The sequence below is a fragment of the Erwinia sp. genome (genome assembly GCF_031978025.1).
Classification (GTDB): Bacteria; Pseudomonadota; Gammaproteobacteria; order Enterobacterales; family Enterobacteriaceae; genus Erwinia.
The window spans coordinates 1-19,139 of the sequence record NZ_DALZCD010000055.1 but is presented as its reverse complement, the minus strand read 5'-3'; the positions used below and the strand labels follow the sequence as shown (position 1 = coordinate 19,139).

12 protein-coding genes and 2 pseudogenes are annotated in these 19,139 nt (G+C 56.8%); 9 read left to right on the top strand and 5 right to left on the bottom strand.

Translation table 11 applies throughout. The features are described 5' to 3' along the window. The 4 genes and pseudogenes from RTK32_RS06480 to RTK32_RS06465 all read left to right on the top strand — a co-directional run. Positions 1 to 239, top strand: a pseudogene (locus tag RTK32_RS06480) (ornithine cyclodeaminase family protein); the annotation flags it as partial. Positions 240 to 283: 44 nt separating this feature from the next. Continuing rightward, entirely contained in the window at positions 284 to 910 is a 627-nt protein-coding gene (locus tag RTK32_RS06475; RefSeq protein WP_312042658.1) for a LysE family translocator, read from the top strand. 643 nt (positions 911 to 1,553) lie between these two features. Next, positions 1,554 to 2,096 (top strand): isochorismatase family protein, encoded by a 543-nt coding sequence (locus RTK32_RS06470; RefSeq protein WP_312042657.1) that lies wholly within the window; start codon positions 1,554 to 1,556, stop codon positions 2,094 to 2,096. 24 nt (positions 2,097 to 2,120) lie between these two features. Then, positions 2,121 to 3,041 (top strand): helix-turn-helix domain-containing protein, encoded by a 921-nt coding sequence (locus RTK32_RS06465; protein WP_312042656.1) that lies wholly within the window; start codon positions 2,121 to 2,123, stop codon positions 3,039 to 3,041. Between the two features lie 274 nt (positions 3,042 to 3,315). On the opposite strand, the gene malM is transcribed toward RTK32_RS06465, so the two are convergent. The 3 genes from malM to malK are packed head-to-tail and all read right to left on the bottom strand — an operon-like array spanning position 3,316 to position 6,643. Continuing rightward, the gene (gene malM / locus RTK32_RS06460; protein ID WP_312042655.1) at positions 3,316 to 4,194 is read right to left on the bottom strand and encodes a maltose operon protein MalM; all 879 of its coding nucleotides are present in this window, start codon (positions 4,192 to 4,194) and stop codon (positions 3,316 to 3,318) included. 19 nt (positions 4,195 to 4,213) lie between these two features. Further along, entirely contained in the window at positions 4,214 to 5,509 is a 1,296-nt protein-coding gene (locus RTK32_RS06455) for a maltoporin (RefSeq protein WP_409451070.1), read from the bottom strand. Between the two features lie 24 nt (positions 5,510 to 5,533). Next, on the bottom strand, positions 5,534 to 6,643 hold the full coding sequence (gene malK, locus RTK32_RS06450) for a maltose/maltodextrin ABC transporter ATP-binding protein MalK (RefSeq protein WP_312042654.1): 1,110 nt from the start codon (positions 6,641 to 6,643) through the stop codon (positions 5,534 to 5,536). A 365-nt stretch (positions 6,644 to 7,008) separates the two neighbouring features. Here malK and malE point away from each other — a divergent pair, with 365 nt between their 5' ends. The 4 genes from malE (at position 7,009) to RTK32_RS06430 (ending at position 11,847) form a co-directional block, all read left to right on the top strand. Then, positions 7,009 to 8,205, top strand: a complete 1,197-nt coding sequence (gene malE / locus RTK32_RS06445) for a maltose/maltodextrin ABC transporter substrate-binding protein MalE (RefSeq protein WP_312042653.1) — start codon at positions 7,009 to 7,011, stop codon at positions 8,203 to 8,205. 54 nt (positions 8,206 to 8,259) lie between these two features. Beyond that, positions 8,260 to 9,804: a maltose ABC transporter permease MalF gene (gene malF / locus RTK32_RS06440; RefSeq protein WP_312042652.1), complete on the top strand. Its 1,545-nt coding sequence runs from the start codon at positions 8,260 to 8,262 to the stop codon at positions 9,802 to 9,804. A gap of 9 nt (positions 9,805 to 9,813) precedes the next feature. After that, positions 9,814 to 10,704 (top strand): maltose ABC transporter permease MalG, encoded by an 891-nt coding sequence (malG, locus tag RTK32_RS06435; protein WP_312042651.1) that lies wholly within the window; start codon positions 9,814 to 9,816, stop codon positions 10,702 to 10,704. Between the two features lie 186 nt (positions 10,705 to 10,890). After that, positions 10,891 to 11,847, top strand: a complete 957-nt coding sequence (locus tag RTK32_RS06430) for a hypothetical protein (protein WP_312042650.1) — start codon at positions 10,891 to 10,893, stop codon at positions 11,845 to 11,847. 114 nt (positions 11,848 to 11,961) lie between these two features. Here the strand turns inward: RTK32_RS06430 and malQ are convergent, their stop codons facing one another. After that, positions 11,962 to 14,034: a 4-alpha-glucanotransferase gene (gene malQ / locus RTK32_RS06425; RefSeq protein ID WP_312042649.1), complete on the bottom strand. Its 2,073-nt coding sequence runs from the start codon at positions 14,032 to 14,034 to the stop codon at positions 11,962 to 11,964. A 9-nt stretch (positions 14,035 to 14,043) separates the two neighbouring features. Further along, positions 14,044 to 16,436 (bottom strand): annotated as a pseudogene (gene malP / locus RTK32_RS06420) (maltodextrin phosphorylase). Between the two features lie 295 nt (positions 16,437 to 16,731). On the opposite strand from malP, the gene malT reads away from it, so the two are divergent. Continuing rightward, a partial coding sequence (gene malT / locus RTK32_RS06415) for an HTH-type transcriptional regulator MalT (RefSeq protein WP_312042648.1) occupies positions 16,732 to 19,139 on the top strand: 2,408 nt, incomplete at its 3' end.

Sequence of the window (19,139 nt, the reverse complement as noted above, 5' to 3'; positions counted from 1 at the left end):
ATTCCGCCGTCGAGCTTTATGTAGATTCACGTGAGGCCGTCTGGAACGCTTCAACCTGCCTGCGTCAGGCCAGCGACCAGGGCATCATCGCTCAGACGGGTTGGAGCAAAGAAATTGGCGAGCTGGGAGCGGGGCCAGTACCAGCGTCTGGGGGCTCGACCTTATTTAAATCAGTCGGCGTGGCGGCGCAGGATCTGGTATTTGCCAGGGCGCTTATCGCGCTGGCCGATCCCGCTTAACAATGCCGGGAAAATACGTCAGAACAGCTTACTAAGGGCACATTATGTCAGGTACTGCACAAATCTTCTCCTATATGGCCGCACTGGGTCTGGCGGCCGCTATCCCCGGGCCGGGCATGACCGCGCTGGTCGCACGCAGCGTCAGCGGCGGGGCTATCACCGGTTTCACCATGCTGACCGGGCTGATCCTGGGCGACCTCATTTACCTTTCCACTGCGGTGTTCGGTTTGGCAGTGGTAGCACACAGCTTTACGCCACTGTTTACGCTAATCAATTGGGCGGCAGCACTTTATCTCTGCTGGCTTGCCTGGCAGTTCTGGAAACATAATCCCCAGGCAATTGATATTGACCAGCGAACCAGCCGTAAAGAGCTGGCCTCCGCCTGGTTTTCCGGCCTGACCATCACGCTCGGCAATCCTAAAACGATGGCTTTTTACCTGGCGATTTTGCCGCTGGTGATGTCGCTGGATAACGTTTCGCTGCGCGTTTGGGGCACCATGCTGGTGCCGCTGACTATTCTGGTACTGCTCGCCGTGGGGGCCGTTTTTATTCTGGCCGCGCTGCGTATCCGCCACCTGTTGACCAGCGCCCGCGCGCAAAAAATCCTGTTTCGTTCGGCAGGTGCGATTATGCTGCTGGCCGCAGCAGGCATGGTGGCAAAAACCCTGTAGCCCTGAGCGGCGGCAACGCTATGCCGCCGAACGCTGGCTGCCGGGGCGGGTTTTCGGACGCAGCCTTGCCAGCCAGGCCGGGCTTGCGGATGCTGCCTTCTTCAGAGTGATTTGATCCTCGGCTCACTTGCTAATGCCTTCAGGAATGCGGCTTGCCTGGCCGTATCTGCCGTGTTGAGCCCGTAACGCCCTTCCGGCAAGGCAGCGCTCGTGCCAGGAGCTGGCTGCTAAGAATGGCGCTTCGGCTACGGTGCAACAAAGGCTATGTGCCGGACGTAAGCCAATCCGTGCCGCTAAAGATCCCGTCCGATCAACGCGATCTGTATAAACGCATCGGGTGCAGGAATGAGTAAGCTGTTGGCGAATATCATTCAGCTGCGGCAAAGGCATCAGCGGTAAAGATCTGCGTAGTCTTTGCCTTCCTGTTTTACTTGCGCTTTTCACCTGCCCGGCTTATCGCATCAGAATTATTGTTACGATAAAGCACCGTCAGTGCCTGTTGCCTTTACTTTTAGCCACGGCGAAAGTGATGCCCTTCTCTCTGTTGTCCTTCCTGCACGCAATCCTGTCCGTTTTTGGCCTTATGCACGGTGTCGATCCCCGTCATTATTGACGTCAAAGCCCTGCTAACCGGAGTCCCAAAATGACCGATACCGTACTGTTAGTGATTGACGCCCAGCAATCTTTCTATCATCGTGGCTACCCTGACACGCCGGAAGTCCCGGCCTTTGAGCAAAAGCTGAGTGAGCTGATTGCGGGCTGCCAGGCCAGAGAAGTCCCGGTGGTGGATGTGTTTCATGTTGAGATGGACGGCCCGTTTTCGCTGGCATCAGGCCTGGTAAAGCGCCTGCCTTTTTTGCAGCATCAACCCGCCGTCACCGTGCAGAAACAGGTGCATAACGCGCTGACCGATTCTGGTTTGGCTGCCTGGCTGAGTGAACGTCAGGTCAAACACTTGATTATCAGCGGGCTGCGTACCGAACAGTGCTGTGAAACCACCGCCCGCGTCGCGTCCGATTTGGGTTATAGAGTCACTTTCGTCACCGAGGCCACCCTGACCTTCCCGATTACGCATAAAGGGATTACGCTCAACATCGCAGATCTGCGTCACCATACTGAAAGCGTGCTGCTAAACCGTTTTGCCGCTGTTGCTACCGTAGAAGCGTGCTTGCAGGCGCTGAAATAAAGCCCCCGCGTACTGGAGAAAAATATGGCGATCCCGGTCTGGTTTTTAACGCTTCCCGGCGTAATGACGCTGGATATTACCGGCCCGGCAGAAACACTTCAGCTGGCCGGGGATGCCTTCAGCCTGCATTATATTGGCCCGCAGGAAAGCGTGCCAACCTCCACCAGCATGACCATTAGCCAGCTGGCGCCGTTACCGGAAAGTTTGCCTGTCGGCAGCCTGCTGGTGGTGCCGGGCGTGGCGGATTCCAGCGTCTCTTTTGATACGCCACAGGCTATGGCCGCACAACACTGGCTGATGCGTTTGCAACCAGCGATCCACGCCAGGCAAATTACGCTGGTCTGTATCTGTTCCGGCTCTGTTCTGGCGGCGCGCAGTGGCCTGCTTCGCGGTGTGCAGTGCACGACCCATCACGAGGTTATCCATCGGCTCAAAATCGCTGAACCTGCGGCAATCATCAAAGAAGACCGCATTTTTGTAGAAGATCGGGGTATTTGTACCAGTGCAGGCATTACCGCAGGTATCGATCTGGCGCTGCATCTTATCCACCGTTTGTGTGGCCCCCAGACGGCATTGGCGGTGGCCCGGGAGATGGTAATTTGGTTTCGCCGCTCGGGTGACGATCCCCAACTTTCACCGTGGCTACGCTATCGTAATCATATTAATCCGGCTATTCATCGTACGCAGGATTTGCTGATCGCGCACCCGGAGCGAGCCTGGTCACTGGAGGAGATTGCCGGACGCGTACATGTCAGCGCCCGTCATCTGACGCGCCTGTTCAGGCAGCATTTGGGGATCGGCGTGCGGGACTATCACGAGCAACTCAGGCTGGCGCTGGCCCGGCAGCGTCTACAGCAGGGGGAAGGCGTGGAAAAAGCGGCGCTGGTGGCCGGGTTTTCTTCTGCACGGCAGCTCAGGCGTGCGCTTCAGCGCTGGCCCACGTAAACGGCGACAATGACAGAAAGCCAGCAGGCCGGCAGATATAAAGCAGCGACAGTCACAGGAAACCGCAACTCGGCAGGCGCAAAGCGGCGGCAGTAACAAAGCCCCCGTTCGACAGATACAAAGCAGCAGCAGTCGCAAAGCAGCGACAGTCACAAAGCCTCAGCGTGGCAGGCGTAAAGCGGCGGCAGCCATAAAAAACCAGGGGCCGACAAGCGTCATGCTTGCCGTCCCCCGGGTGATGGCCAGGCGATCGGACAGGGCCTGGCCGCCTGTGTTAATGCTTCACGCTGTTTATAAAGGTCTGGCGAGCCGTGGTAGATCCAAGACGCTCGGCCTCATTCAACAGTTTCAACGCTTTATCCACGTCTCCGGCCTTCACGGCCTTTTTAATCGCCTCGTTAAAGTAGTTATCCGACTCGTCGAGCATCGGTGCGGCAGGTTTTGCCGACGGAGCCGCTTCAGTTCTTGCGGTAGAGCCGATAACAGCCGCGGCAGGCGCCGGTTCGGAAGAAGGTAAAAGCTGGCCGATCATAACGTTACCGGCTTTCTGCTCGGCGGTAACCTTCAGACTGATCTTGCCGGTCGCCGTATGCGTGGCCACCGGATCGGGAATATCCGGCACCGCATTGCCCACGCCTGCCGCATAGGCTTTGGCAGGATTCACCATCTGCGTAGTCGACTGGAGATTTTTTTGCGTGGTGTAAACCAGCAGGTAAATCTGCTTTTGACCCAGCGCTGGCGTCAGCTTTAGCGTCCCCTCCAGCCGATCGCTGGAAACCAGACCCGGCTTTTGATAAGGAAAATAGCTGGCAGGATAAAACGCTGCTGGCCGCATCTGTTCGTCAAGTACCAGCACGTTGGGCGCATAGACCGTTTTTCCCGTCACCATGCTGGTTAAAACAATTTCCAGCGACCCGCGATCGGCAGGCAGTGAAAAGGCCGCAACGGCGCCCTGAATGTCATCCTGATTAATTTTCGTTCCGGCGCTGCCCAAATCCACATCCTGCGTGACCGGCGGTACCAGCGGCGTCCAGGTAAGACTGTGCAAGGTTTGGGCAGAAATCTTCGGTGCAGCAGAGGCATCCTGCGTAGCCGCTTGTGCACCCGCGATCAGGCTGAGCGACAGACAAAGAGAGAGCAGCGTCTTTTTCATCAAATTTTCCTTGTTGGTATTACCACCAGACTTCCATCTGCGCACCGAAAGTCACTTCATCATCGTTGCCGCGGCTGAAGGTACGGGCGGTGGTGTCGTTTATTGCCAGGCCATTATCAACGCCGCTGTCGGTGTCGTAGCCCCATTTCTCATCCCACTTGGCGTAGGTGGCGAAAAGGCGAATTGCCGGACGTGACCAAATGCTGTCGCCAGCCTGCCACTGCTGCGCAAGCGTCACTTTATACTGGCCGTTGCGATCGCCGGTACGCTGGGATTTCACGTTATCATAGCCCGCTTCGAGCAGGGTGCTCATGATCGGCGTCCATTTATACATCGGCCGCACGCCAACGGTATACCAGGTCGTCCCGTTATTGTTATCACGATCGGTATCCTGATACATCGCTACGTACATCAGGCGCCATTTGTCATTGAAATCCAGCGCGCCGTGGTCGAGTACGCGAAACATGCTGCCATTATTGTTGATGGCCGCGCCGCTTGAATGCCCGTTAGCCGTGCCGGTATTCTCAGACGTCATGGCGTCAGCAGCGTACTGCAGCACCAGTTTGTTGTAGCCGTTATAGATGCTCTGCGTATGTTCCGCGGTCAGCAACCAGCCATCTTTGGTGGCGTCGTCGGCCAGGGAATAACCGTCACGCGCATTGGCCCGGCCGTAATCGACGCCCAGCTCTAACACCCCACCAGGGTTGGTTTGCAGCCCGGCCAGACGTACGTCGAAGACGTCATTGGAGGTAGGCAGCTCGTTGCGTTGATCGGCGATATAGCCAAAGGAGCCGCCGCTTTCGGTATTGCGTGTGGCGGCAAGAGAGAGCTTACCAAAGCCGACATCAATATCTTCCAGACCCGCGCCCGGCCCGGAGATATCCCAATAGTAGAAGTCGATCATATGCACGTCGTGGCGCTGGTAGAAGCGCTTACCGGCCCACATCGTCGCGCCAGGTAGCCATTCAATCAGGTTTTTGCCTTTAACGTTGGCCTCGCGGAAGGCCGGATCGGTTGATTCCCAGTCATTCTGCTGCGAGACGGAATAGGCAACGTTAGTATCAAAATAGAAACTTTTATCGCCTTCTTTCCACACTTCCTGACCCAGCTTCAGCTCCGCATAGGTTTCACATTCGTTACCGAGGCGATATTTGCTTTCCGCGCCGGTGGCCTTAAAACATTGTTGCTCGCCGCCGCTGCCGGACCAGCCGATGCCGGAACGGGCATAGCCGGTAAAATCTACCGCCATCGCCTGGGTGGAAAGCGCGCCTGCCACGGCCAACGCCAGAGAGGAATTACGTATTGTTATCATCATCTTCTCCTGTAGGGGGACTGTTTCTTAAACGCCAGGCTCGGGGTGTAACCGACGGCAGGCCGTCCCGTCTTCACGGAACAGATGACAGCGGTACGGCGGTAAACCGATGGCGAAAGTGGTGCCTTCTTCTACCAGCACCACGTCATTCTGGCGGGAGACCAGGTTCTGACGGATGGCCGGGATCTGAATATGGATTTGTGTTTCATTGCCCAGCTGCTCGACGACCTGCACTTCGCCTGTGAGCCTGACCTCCGCGTTTTCGCCCGGCAGAAGATGCTCTGGCCGAATCCCCAACGACAGGTTGCTGCCCGGCACGACGCCGCTGCCTTCTACTTCCAGCCAGACCGATTGCCCGTTAGGCAGTTCGACCTGCACACGTTCCGGCTCGGCCGCCAGAATTTTCACCGGCAGAAAGTTCATCCTGGGCGAGCCGATAAAGCCGGCGACAAAACGGTTGGCGGGGTAGTGATAGAGCGCCAGCGGACGCCCGACCTGCACAATGCGTCCGGCGTTCAACACCACGATTTTATCGGCCAGCGTCATCGCTTCGACCTGATCGTGGGTGACGTAAATCATGGTGCGCTTCAGCCGCTTGTGCAGACGGGAAATTTCAATGCGCATCTGTACGCGCAGGGCGGCGTCCAGATTGGAAAGGGGTTCATCAAGTAGAAACACCGTGGGTTCCGCCACCAGCGTGCGGCCAATCGCGACGCGCTGCCGCTGGCCGCCAGAGAGCGCCTTGGGACGGCGGTCCAGTAACGGGGCGAGCTGCAGGATTTCTGATACCTGATTGACCCGCCGCTCGGTTTCCTCTTTTTTCGTTCGGGCCAGCTTCAGGCCAAACGACATATTTTCGGCTACCGTCAGATGCGGGTAGAGCGCATAGGACTGGAACACCATGCCGATGCCTCGTTCGGCTGGCGGCACCTCGTTCATCCGTTTACCGCCGATTCTCAGCTCACCGGCGCTGATCTCTTCCAGCCCGGCAATCATGCGCAGCAGGGTCGATTTACCGCAGCCGGATGGCCCGACGAACACCACAAACTCGCCCTGTTCGATCTCCAGGTTGATATCGCTGGAAATTGCGGTTTCACCAAAGACTTTATATACGCCGCTAAGGGAAACGTTCGCCATCCTCTACTCCTCACCATCCGTCAGAAAACCGATTAGGCCAAAGCATGCCGTGCCGGTCGCCAAGAGTAATCAGCCATCGCGCGGTTTTTGCTGGCGGAGAGAGAGGGAGGATAAAAGGCGCCGTTCGCCGCCCGACCGGGCAGGAAAAAAGGTAATTACGTGATCTGCGTAGCAAAAAATAACCTCTGATGCGGTGAGTCGGCGGTCATTACCGCCAGCCGTGCAGGCGGAGTCACAGTTTGAGCGGTGGGGGCGTAGGTCGGGGGAGGATGAAGCCGCTACCGCTTGATCGCACACTGACCGGTACGCTCTTCGCTGTCTGCAAGGTGAAGAAACCTGGGGCTTACCGCTATAAGGACTCGATCATGCTCAGTATCAAGAATATTGTTAAGCACACCGCTGCTCTGTCAGCACTGGCTACGCTGGCGCTCTCTTCCGCCGCCTTCGCCAAAATTGAAGAAGGCAAACTGGTTATCTGGATCAACGGCGACAAGGGCTATAACGGCCTGGCGGAAGTAGGCAAAAAGTTTGAACAGGATACGGGCATCAAGGTGACGGTTGAGCACCCTGACAAGCTGGAAGAGAAATATCCGCAGGCGGCCGCGACCGGTGACGGCCCCGATATCATTTTCTGGGCGCACGATCGTTTTGGCGGTTACGCACAGTCCGGTCTGGTAGCGGAAGTCAGCCCGGATAAAGCCTTTAAAGATAAGCTGTTTCCCTTCACCTGGGATGCCGTCACCTTTAACGGCAAGCAGATTGGCTATCCGATAGCGGTAGAATCTTTATCGCTGATTTATAACAAAGATCTGGTGAAAGAAGCGCCTAAAACCTGGGAAGAGATCCCGGCGCTGGACAAAACCCTGCGTGCACAGGGCAAAAGCGCCATCATGTGGAATCTTCAGGAACCCTATTTCACCTGGCCGGTTATCGCGGCGGACGGCGGCTACGCCTATAAATACGTTGACGGTAAATACGACATCAAAAATACCGGCGTCAACAATGCCGGTTCGCTGGCGGGGCTGCAGTTCATTGTCGATTTAGTCAAAAACAAACATATCAGTGCGGATACTGACTATTCGATTGCTGAAGCGGCATTTAATAAAGGCCAGACGGCGTTGACCATTGACGGTCCCTGGGCATGGGCCAACCTGGATAAAAGCAAAATCAACTACGGCGTCGCCCCGCTGCCGACCTTCCACGGCAAACCTTCCCGGCCGTTTGTCGGCGTGCTGACTGCCGGCATCAACGCCGCCAGCCCCAATAAAGAGCTGGCAAAAGAGTTCCTGGAAAACTATTTGATCACCGATGACGGCCTGGCGATGGTTAACAAAGATAAGCCGCTGGGCGCCGTTGCGTTGAAATCCTATCAGGCGAAGCTGGAAAAGGATCCGCGTATTGCGGCCACCATGGCTAACGCGAAAAACGGCGAAATCATGCCTAACATCCCGCAAATGAGTGGGTTCTGGTACGCAGAACGCAGCGCCATTATTAACGCTGTTAACGGCCGTCAGACCGTGCCGCAGGCACTGAAAGACGTTGAAACCCGCCTTACCCGATAGCCTCTGCTGAACAAGGGGCGGCCCCGGCTGCCCCGTGTCGAAAAGGATAGCTCCATGTCTCTGGCTCATATTCGCCGCTCTGACAGAAGATCGCCGTTAAGCCGCGTGTTCGGCTGGTTTACCCTTGTCTTCTTTGCCCTGCTGGCAGGCTATTTGATCGTGCTGATGTATGCACGAGGAGAATACCTTTTTGCCATACTGACGCTGGTGCTCGCCGGCCTGGGGCTGTTTATCTACGGCAACCGCCACGCTTACAGCTGGCGCTATATTTACCCTGGCCTTGCCGGCATGGCGCTGTTTGTGCTGTTCCCGCTGGCCTGTACCATTACCATCGCTTTTACCAACTACAGCAGCCTGCATCAGCTGACCTTCGAGCGGGCGCAGGGCGTGCTGCTGCAACAGCAGTTTCGCGCCGATAATGCCTGGGATTTTGCCCTCTGGCCTGCGGGCGAAAAATGGCGGCTGACGCTGACCTCTCCTGATAACAATGAGGTGCTGGCCTCGGCGCCTTTTGCCTTTACCGCCTCTGCGCCGCAGACGCTGGCAATGACCAGGCAACCCGCGCCTTCCGGTAACAAAGCCGGGCTGCGGGTCATTACGCAAAATCGTCAGGCACTGAGCCAGCTGACCGCCCGACTGCCCGACGGCAAGCTGTTGCGGATGAGCTCGCTGCGGCAGTTTTCCGGCACCCAGCCGCTTTATCAGTTGGGCAAAGACGGGAAACAGCTGACCAATATCCAGAACGGAAAAATTTATTATCCGGATATGAGCACGGGCTTTTATCAGTCGGCAGAGGCTGAAACCCTCAGCCCGGGCTTTATCGTCAGCATCGGCTGGAAAAATTTCCTGCGCGTGTTTCAGGATGCCGGTATCCAGAAACCCTTCCTGTCGATCTTCCTCTGGACGGTCATTTTCTCGCTGCTGACGGTGCTCCTGACCACGGCTGTCGGCATGGTGCTGGCGTGCGTGGTGCAGTGGGAAGCGTTGAAAGGCAAGGCGGTGTATCGGATGCTGCTGATTTTGCCCTACGCCGTGCCCGCCTTTATTTCCATCCTTATTTTCAAAGGGTTATTCAACCAAAGCTTTGGCGAAGTCAACCTGCTGCTGGGTAATCTGTTCGGGATTAAACCGGCCTGGTTCAGCGATCCGCTGACCGCCAAAACCATGCTGATCATCGTGAATACCTGGTTGGGCTATCCCTACATGATGATTTTGTGCATGGGACTGCTGAAAGCCATTCCGGACGACCTTTATGAAGCTTCGGCAATGGACGGCGCATCGGCGATACAAAACTTCTTCCTGATTACGCTGCCCCTGCTGATTAAGCCGCTGACGCCGCTGATGATCGCCAGCTTCGCCTTTAACTTTAATAACTTTGTGCTGGTGCAGCTGCTGACCAACGGCGGCCCTGACCGGATTGGCACTACCACGCCAGCCGGGCACACGGATTTACTGGTCAGCTACACCTGGCGTATCGCCTTCGAGGGCGGCGGCGGACAGGATTTTGGCCTGGCTGCCGCTATCGCTACGCTGATTTTCCTGCTGGTGGGCGTGCTGGCGGTGATCAACCTGAAAGCTTCCCGCATGAAATTTGATTAAGGACGCATTATGCCGATGGTAAAACCGAAGTCGCAGCGCCTCAGGCTGCTGGCGACCCACCTTTTTCTGCTGGGCTTTATCGCCCTGATCCTGTTCCCACTGCTGATGGTGTTCGCTATTTCGCTGCGGCCCGGCAATTTCGCAACCGGCAGCCTGATCCCCGAAACCCTTTCATGGGATCACTGGAAGCTGGCGCTAGGGATGGCGGTCACCAACGATAACGGCACGGTGACGCCGCCGCCGTTTCCGGTCATGCTCTGGCTGTGGAATTCCGTGAAGATCGCCCTGATCACCGCTGTCGGGATTGTGGCCCTGTCCACCACCTGCGCCTACGCTTTTGCCCGCATGAAGTTTCGCGGCAAAAGCCCGCTGCTGAAGGGGATGCTGATTTTTCAGATGTTCCCGGCGGTGCTGTCGCTGGTAGCGCTCTACGCTCTGTTCGATCGCCTGGGCCTCTACGTGCCTTTTTTGGGGCTGAATACGCACGGCGGGGTAATTTTTGCCTATATGGGCGGCATCGCGCTGCATGTGTGGACGATAAAGGGCTATTTCGAATCTATCGATAATTCTCTGGAAGAGGCGGCGGCGCTGGATGGCGCCACGCCGTGGCAGGCGTTCCGGCTGGTACTGCTGCCGCTTTCGGTACCGATCCTGGCGGTGGTGTTTATCCTATCGTTTATTGCCGCTATTACCGAAGTCCCGGTGGCTTCTTTACTGCTGCGCGACGTGAACAGCTACACGCTGGCAGTGGGAATGCAGCAATATCTGAACCCGCAAAACTACCTGTGGGGCGATTTTGCGGCGGCCGCTATTCTTTCCGCCATCCCTATCACCGCCGTGTTCCTGATTGCGCAGCGCTGGCTGGTGGGCGGCCTCACGGCAGGCGGCGTAAAAGGATAAGCTCCTCATTAACAAGGCGGTTCGTGCTCGGAAAATGCTTCACCTTTCAAATTTCCCTTTATTTTTGGGAACCCGCCTGACGGTGATACCACTCAAGAGGCTTTTCTACGCGTAAATAATTTAAATAAGCGGAACAGGCAGGATAAATAAAATTATTTCGCGCAGTTTATTCTCAAGAGGTGATGAATGGTTAACAGCATTTCCGGCGCGGCCGTCAGGCATACAGACAGTACGTTGCCTTTACCGGCAGCAAATACTCTGCAGGAGCACAGGGAACATTTGCAACGTGACTTTGCCGCCGCCCGCACCACCGCTTATCAACGTCATCCCTCCGGTACCTGGGCGCTCAATAGTGAGCTGGTGCAGGCGCGATTACGGTTTAAAAACCAGATGGAACAGCTGCGGGCGCACTTCAATCAGCCTCTGACCCGTGTCCCGCTCGACGTTGAGAACTGCGATGACAGCTTTGAACCCGGTGAATTTCAGGTGTTGCAGCGCTGCGCGAATATCATCGCCAGTGAAGTGTATAAAGATTTCAGCGAGGTCAGTCTCTTTAAAGATAAAGATAATGAGCTGGACGAGGGAGTGAGAGGACAGACCTGGGTACTGCACCCCAATTTTGAGGATACACATCAGGTTCCTTACACGGAACAACAAGCCCAGATAAGTTTCGGTCATCATCAGAGTTTGTCAGAAAATATTTGCGTATTAACCCACGAGGTTTTAACACACCTGTTAACCAACATGCGGGCAGCTGAAACGGGCGATCCGCAACAGCCGGAAGAGGCTGGGCATTTCGACAGCTTATCCGTCAACAGCGACTATCATCAGGGCATGGTGGCGCTGGAAAATAACTGGGAACAGATTAGTTCGCTTGCCAGACAGGTTGGTGAGAAGGTCAGTTGGGACGAAGTGAAAAGCGAATATCTGGATGATGTTGGATTGCAGGTGGGGAGCTTTCATACCCATCTTAATTTGAAGTTCGACCATATGGATGAACTGTTGGACAGCTGGCGCGAAGGTAAAGTTAACATGACAGCCCTGTCCGCGAACGAACGTGCAGGCCTTAAAGCGAATATTTTCTGGAGCAAAGTACGTGAGGCCGTTCTTGATGAAAAGCCGTTAAGCGCAATCAGAGAGTAAACAGGAGAGGCGAAACGCCGCATTGACGATGTGTTCATATGCCGCCCTGCCTCTTCTACTCCACCCTTGATCGGGATGATGCAACAATAAAAAAGCGGCCCGCAGGCCGCTTTTTTAATCCACAGACACCTTACGGCGTCGCCGATCCACATCCCTGATTAACGCATTGACCTCCGGGTCGGCAAACATCTCCTCCAGGGTATGGCTGAGCTTGCGTCGCCAGTTCGGATACTCGCTGCTGGTGCCGGGCACGTTAACCGGCGTCGCCATATCCAGCCAGTCCTCCGGCTGCAGGCCCAGCAGCGCGCTGGCGCTGTCGGCCACGTAGCGTTGCAGGCCGCGGCGGATCGTCGCCGTCAGCGTGCCCGGGGCGCCGCTTTCCTGCGGGATACAGCCATAATGAGACAGGCTGTCGAGCAGGCTTTGACGCGCCCTTTCCCGATCGGCACAAAGCGCCTTTAAAACCTCTTTGTCCGGATAGAGGCCCAACTTGTCCCCCAACGTCAGATCGTCGCTTTGCCAGTAGCCGCGCAGCGTCGGCAAATCGTGCGTCGTCAGGGTAGCCATTGCCTGTAGCGGCCAGGACTGGGGGGCGCGAAAACCGTTCTGTGCATCCCGCTCAAACCACAGCACTTTGTAGGAATAAATGCCTCTTTCCCGCAGCTTCGTGACAATTTCTACCGGCACCGTGCCCAGATCTTCGCCAATGATCATACAGCGATGCCGCTGGCTTTCCAGCGCCAGCACGGCCAGCAAATCGTCAACCGGATAGTGGACGTAGGCGCCTTTGTCCGCCGTTTCGCCCGCCGGGATCCACCACAGGCGCAGCAGCGCCATCACGTGATCGATCCGCAAAGCGCCACAGTGGATCATGTTCGATCGCAGCAGGTCGATAAAGGGCTGGTAGGCACGGTCATTCAGGGGGCGGGGATCCATCGGCCGCAGATCCCAATTCTGGCCCGTTGGCCCAAGAATGTCCGGCGGCGCACCCACGGAAGCCTTCAGGCAATAAAGCTCGCCATCGCTCCAGGTTTCTGCGCCATCGGCCACTACGCCAACCGCCAGGTCACGGTATAAGCCCGTCGGCATTTTGCGACTGATTTGATAGCACTGTGCCAGCTGGGTGTCGGCCAGCCATTGCAGCCAGCAGTAAAACTCCACCTCTTGTGCCTGTTGCTCACAAAAAGCCCTGACCATCGGCCCGTGCGCATTTCGGTAAGCCTCCGGCCAGCGATCCCAGCCCCGCGCCTCGCCGGTTTCCGCCTGAAAATGCTGATACAGCGCATCAAAAGCGGCCTGGAGCCAGAGGCTTTCTCCCCCCTGCGCGGTAAAACGGGAAAAAGCCTGACGCTCGATATCCTGTGCGCTGCGGGTAAGAAAGTGTTGCCAGCCCAGTCGCAGCCCGGCCAGCTTTAGCGCCATGACCCGACCGTAATCGACCTGGTCCGTCGCCCGCACCTCCTGCAACGTCTGCTGTGTAGCCGGGGAATGCCACCAGCGCTGTGCGGCCTCGCTCAGGCCAAAATCGGCCACCGCGCTGACGTCAATATAGATAATGTTCAGCCAGCGGCGGGATGAAGGGCTGTAAGGGCTGGCCGCTTCAGGATTGCCGGGGAAAAGCGCATGGACAGGGTTTAGCCCGACAAAAGCGCCGCCTCTGGAGGCAATATTTTCCGTCAGCACGCTCAGGTCGCCAAAGTCGCCGATGCCCCAGTTCCGCTCAGAGCGTAAAGTGTAAAGCTGAACGCAGGCTCCCCACAGCTTTTTACCGGCGAGCAGCGCTTCCGGCTCGTAGCAGCGCTTTGGTGCCACTATTATGCGGCATTCCCAGCGCTGGCCGGGCTGGCTCAGCGTCAGCAGGTGATAGCCCGGGGCAAGGTTTTCCGGCAGGGCCAGCGTCATGTTGCCGTGGATCTTGCCGGTCAGGCTCGTGCCCTCCTCCCGGCAAAAGTGCCAGTGGTATTCACCTTCGCCTTCAATGGGCAGGGCAAAGCGCTCGCCCTGGGTAAAAACTTTTACCGTCGGCACCGGCCTTAGCGGCGATTGGCGTCCAGCCTTCCAGCCCATCGCCTGTAACAGCTCGCGCCGGGTGGCGGCTGAAATCGTCTGGTTTTTCCCGTGGGCGTTAATAAAACCGGCCGCGATGCCTGCCTCTGTTGCCGCCTGTTCCAGCATCTTCTCTTCCATCTGCGCCCCTTAGCGTTTCGCCTGCCAAATCCGCTGCTGATAGTCGCGAATGGCGCGATCCGAGCTGAACATGCCGACTCTGGCGGTGTTCAGGATAGTGCTGCGTGTCCACTGCTGCGGATCACGGTAAAGCGCTTCAACCTGCCGCTGCGCGGCACAATAGCCGGCAAAATCCGCCAGGACTAAATAGGGATCGCCGCCTGCAAGCAGGCTGTCCAGCATCGGGCTGAACGCCTGTTTATCGCCCTCGCTGAAAAAGCCGTTTTCCAGTTCGGTCAGCAGCTTATTCAGATGCTTATCCTTTTTACGTACGCTCAGCGGGTTATAGCCCTTGTACAGCAGCGCTTTCACCTCATCGACGGTATGGCCGAAGATAAAGATATGCTCGTTACCCACCTGCTCAGCAATTTCCACGTTAGCGCCGTCCAGCGTGCCGACGGTGATAGCGCCGTTCAGCGCCAGCTTCATGTTGCCGGTGCCGGAGGCTTCTTTACCCGCAGTGGAAATTTGCTCTGACACATCGGCTGCCGGGATCATCAGCTCCGCCACCGACACTTTATAATCAGGAATAAACACCACTTTCAGGCGGTCGCCTGTCAGCGGATCGTTATTGATTTTCTCTGCTACCTTGTTGATAGCGTAGATAATATTTTTAGCCAGATAGTAACCAGGCGCGGCTTTTGCACCGAACAGGAACACACGCGGCACAACGTCCTGCTGCGGATTATCGCGAAGCTGGCGATAAAGCGAGAGGATATGCAGCAGATTCAGGTGCTGGCGCTTGTACTCATGCAGGCGTTTGATCTGCACATCGAAGATCGCCTCAGGGTTGATCTTGATCCCCATGGTGTGCTGCACCCAGGTCGCCAGCCTGTGCTTGTTTTCCTGTTTGATCTGCCGATAACGCTGCTGAAAGGTGGCGTCGTCAGCAAAAGCCTCCAGCCCCTGCAGCGCGCCCAGGTCCGTCACCCATTCAGCATTAAGCTTGCTGTCGATGAGCGCAGAAAGCGCAGGGTTACACTGCTTCAGCCAGCGGCGCGGCGTAATGCCGTTGGTAATGTTGTGGAATTTTTCCGGCCACAGCTGGTGATAGTGCGGAAACAGATCTTTGACCACCAGCGCGGAATGCAGTGCGGCAACGCCGTTGACGGCAAAACCACTGACCACGCAAAGATTAGCCATCCGCACCTGGCGGTTATGGTGAATAGCCACCCTGTCCCAGATATCGGCATCATTCGGCCAGCGCTGCTCTACCTGCGCTTTAAAGCGTGCATTGATCTGCTTAATCAGAGAGAAGTGGCGCGGCAACAGGCTGCGTACCAGCCTTTCATCCCAGCACTCCAGCGCTTCCGGCATTAGCGTGTGGTTGGTATAAGCAAAAGTCCGGCTGACGATGGACCAGGCTGCGTCCCAGTCAAGCTGGTGCTCATCCAACAAAATGCGCAGCAGTTCCGGGATGGCAATGGTGGGATGGGTATCGTTCAGCTGGATCACTTCATACTGCGGCAGCTCTTCGATTTTTCGTCCGGCCGCATGGTGGCGACGCAGGATATCCGCCACCGAACAGGCACACTGGAAGTATTGCTGCATCAGGCGCAGCCGCTTGCCAGCCTGATGGTTGTCGTTCGGATAGAGGACTTTCGTGAGCTTTTCTGCCTCTACGCCCTGCCGCTCCGCCTCCAGATATTTGCCATCGTTAAACAGGCCCAGATCGAAAGGATGCATCGCCGTAGCCTGCCACAGGCGCAGCGGCTGAGTGAGGCCATTTTGATAGCCGACTACCGGCAGATCGTTCGCCTCGCCCAGCAGCGAAAAAGCCGGCTGCCACTGCTCCCGGCCCTGAGCGTCTTACTCAGCTTGCCGCCAAAGCCGACGCTGACCGCCAGCGAGCCGTTGCGCTGAAACCACGGATAGGTTTCGCGGTGCCAGTTGTCCGGTGCTTCCTGCTGCGCGCCGTCGTGGAAAGACTGGCGGAACAGGCCGTACTGGTAATTGAGGCCATAGCCCACCGCAGGCTGTCCCACTGTCGCCATCGAATCCAGAAAACAGGCCGCCAGCCGTCCCAGCCCGCCGTTACCCAGCGCCGGATCGACTTCCTGTTCCAACACGTCCGTCAGGTTCACGCCCTGTTTCTTCAGGATCTCGCTGACCTCCTCCAGCCAGCCAAGATTGATCAGGTTATTAGCGGTCAGGCGACCAATCAAAAATTCCATCGAGATATAATTGACGTGCCGCTGCTGGCCTGACGGCGCGACGGCCGGTAAGGCATGCAGCTGTTCGGCCAGCGCGGCGCTGACCGCCTGCCACCACTGATGCTGAGTCATGTCCTGCGCCTGATACGGCGCGCACTGGCGCGCCAGCGCCGCCATAAACGTCGTTTTATTGAATGTTGCCTGCATGATTTATCCTCATAATCCCTGAATGACTCTCATGCTGCCGATTTGAACTGTGCTGATCATCATCCCAACGGCGATTAGAAAGGGAGGAGCAGCAGGGCGTAGGGGAAGGAGCGGCTAAGAGAGATGGCGGGGCGAAAAACTTGAGCAGAAAAATGTGACGAAGTACGACTAAATGCAACATAAAAGCGTATCCCGCTTGCAATCAACGGATTGGAGGCAGAGTTTAGAAAAATTGATTAATTACGGGCTTTGAAATAATTAGCCGCCCCGCTGACGCGTCTTATAAGAATCCAAAATTATGCTTATCCCTTCAAAACTGAGCCGCCCGATGCGGCTGCAAGATACGGTGGTACGCGAACGTTTACTGGCCAGGCTGGCGGCCGTATCGGATTATCGTCTGACGCTGGTCACCAGCCCGGCAGGCTACGGCAAAACGACGCTGATGGCGCACTGGGCGGCGGGTAAAAACGCGCTGGGCTGGTATTCGCTGGACGAAAGCGACAATAAGCCGGAACGGTTTGCCAGCTATTTGATTGCGGCTATTCAACAGGCCACCGGCGGCCACTGCGTGAAAAGTGAAGCGTTAAGCCAGAAGCATCAGTACGCCAGCCTGAACACGCTTTTTGCCCAGCTGTTCGTTGAACTGGCCGAATGGCAACAGCCGGTGACGCTGGTCATCGATGACTATCATCTGATTTCCAGTGCGGATATCCATGACGGGATGCGTTTTTTTCTGCGCCACCAGCCTGAAAATTTCTCGCTGGTGATCTTGTCGCGCACCTTGCCGCCGCTGGGCATCGCCAATTTACGCGTCCGCGGCCAGCTACTGGAGCTTATCGTCTCCGAACTGGCCTTTACCCACAGCGAAACCCAGCGTTTTTTTGACTGCCGCTTAAAAGAGCCGATTGAACAGGCAGACAGCAACCAGCTGTGCGATGACGTCGCCGGCTGGGCCACGGCGCTTCAGCTGATTGCGCTGTCGGCCAGCCAGTCATCCACGCCCGCTTTACAGTCTACTCAGCACTCCGCGCGCAAGCTCACCGGCCTGAATGCCAGCCATTTGTCGCAATATCTGGTCGAGGAGGTATTAGATCGCGTTGATACCCCTACACGTGATTTTCTGCTGCGCTGTTCGCTGTTGCGCTCAATGAACGATGCGCTGATCGTCCGCCTGACCGGCAGCGACAACGCGCAGCAGCGTCTGGAGAATCTGGAAAGCCAGGGATTGTTTCTTCACCGCATGGACGGCACAGGCGAGTGGTTTAACTTCCATCCGCTGTTCGCCTCTTTTCTGCGTCAGCGCTGCCAGTGGGAACTGGCCGCAGAGCTGCCTGAGATCCATCGCGCCGCCGCAGAAGGCTGGCTGGCGCAGGGCTTTCCGGCGGAAGCAATCCATCATGCGCTGGGTGCGGAAGATACCGGACTGCTGCGCGACATTCTGCTACAGCATGCCTGGGCGCTGTTTAATCAAAGCGAGCTGGCCCTGCTGGAAGAGTGCCTGAATGCGCTGTGTTATGACCAGCTTATCGTCAATCCTAAGCTGGTGCTGCTTCAGGCCTGGCTTATTCAAAGCCAGCACCGCTATGCCGAAGTGGACGCGCTGCTTTCCCGCGCGGAAAGCGAAATGCAGCGCCGGAATATCTCCATGACGCAGGAACTTGCGGCCGAATTTAATGCCCTGCGCGCTCAGGTGGCCATCAACGATGGTCGTGAAGAAGAAGCCGCGCGGCTGGCTACAGAAGCGCTGCATTTTTTGCCGCATAACAGCTATTACAGCCGTATTGTCGCTACATCAGTGACCGGCGAAATTCAGCATTGCCGTGGCGATCTGGCCCGCGCCCTGCCGCTAATGCAGCAAACCGAACAGATAGCCAGACGCTTTCAGATTTATCATTACGCGCTGTGGGCTTTACTGCAGCAAAGCGAAATCCTGATTGCACAGGGATTTTTGCAGGCGGCCTTTGAGATGCAGGATCGGGCTTTTGAGCTGGTGCATGAGCAGCATCTTGAGCAGCTGCCGATGCATGAATTCCTGCTGCGTTTACGTTCGCAGGTCCTGTGGTCATGGTCCAGACTGGATGATGCCGAACAGGCCGCTCGTCAGGGCCTGGAAGTGCTCAGTAATTTCCAGCCGCAGCAGCAGCTCCAGTGCCTGGCGATGTTGGCTAAATGCGCGCTGGCTCGCGGTCAGCTGGATAACGCACAGCACTATTTGCAGCGCTGTGAGAACCTGATCAAAACCGGCCAGTATCATATTGACTGGGTAACCAATACTGACAAAAGTCGGGTCATTTACTGGCAGCTGACCGGCGACAAAATGGCCGCGCAGCGCTGGTTACAGCAGGCCGGTAAACCAGGCGGTGCGGATAATCATTTCCAGCAGGGCCAGTGGCGCTCGATTGCGCGAGTGCAGATACTGCTGGAACAGTTCAGCGAGGCGGAAGTGGTGCTGGACGAGCTGAACAGCAACGCGCGCCAGCTGCGCCTGACCAGCGACCTGAACCGTAACCTGCTGTTAAGCAATCTTTTGTACTGGCGGACGGGCAGGAAAAGCGACGCGCAGCGCGTGCTGATCGAAGCATTGAGTCTGGCGAACCGCACGGGCTTTATCAGCCATTTCGTCATTGAAGGCGAAATGATGGCGCAGCAGCTCAGGCAGCTGCTGCAGCTAAACCTGCTACCGGACCTGGAACAGCGCAGGGCGCA

What these genes read in the sequence shown, in the direction of transcription:
- RTK32_RS06475 (WP_312042658.1), top strand. Translation starts at nt 284, where the DNA reads ATGTCAGGTACTGCACAAATCTTCTCCTATATGGCCGCACTGGGTCTG.
- RTK32_RS06470 (WP_312042657.1), top strand. Translation starts at nt 1,554, where the DNA reads ATGACCGATACCGTACTGTTAGTGATTGACGCCCAGCAATCTTTCTAT.
- RTK32_RS06465 (WP_312042656.1), top strand. Translation starts at nt 2,121, where the DNA reads ATGGCGATCCCGGTCTGGTTTTTAACGCTTCCCGGCGTAATGACGCTG.
- malM (WP_312042655.1), bottom strand. Translation starts at nt 4,194, where the DNA reads ATGAAAAAGACGCTGCTCTCTCTTTGTCTGTCGCTCAGCCTGATCGCG.
- RTK32_RS06455 (WP_409451070.1), bottom strand. Translation starts at nt 5,509, where the DNA reads ATGATGATAACAATACGTAATTCCTCTCTGGCGTTGGCCGTGGCAGGC.
- malK (WP_312042654.1), bottom strand. Translation starts at nt 6,643, where the DNA reads ATGGCGAACGTTTCCCTTAGCGGCGTATATAAAGTCTTTGGTGAAACC.
- malE (WP_312042653.1), top strand. Translation starts at nt 7,009, where the DNA reads ATGCTCAGTATCAAGAATATTGTTAAGCACACCGCTGCTCTGTCAGCA.
- malF (WP_312042652.1), top strand. Translation starts at nt 8,260, where the DNA reads ATGTCTCTGGCTCATATTCGCCGCTCTGACAGAAGATCGCCGTTAAGC.
- malG (WP_312042651.1), top strand. Translation starts at nt 9,814, where the DNA reads ATGCCGATGGTAAAACCGAAGTCGCAGCGCCTCAGGCTGCTGGCGACC.
- RTK32_RS06430 (WP_312042650.1), top strand. Translation starts at nt 10,891, where the DNA reads ATGGTTAACAGCATTTCCGGCGCGGCCGTCAGGCATACAGACAGTACG.
- malQ (WP_312042649.1), bottom strand. Translation starts at nt 14,034, where the DNA reads ATGGAAGAGAAGATGCTGGAACAGGCGGCAACAGAGGCAGGCATCGCG.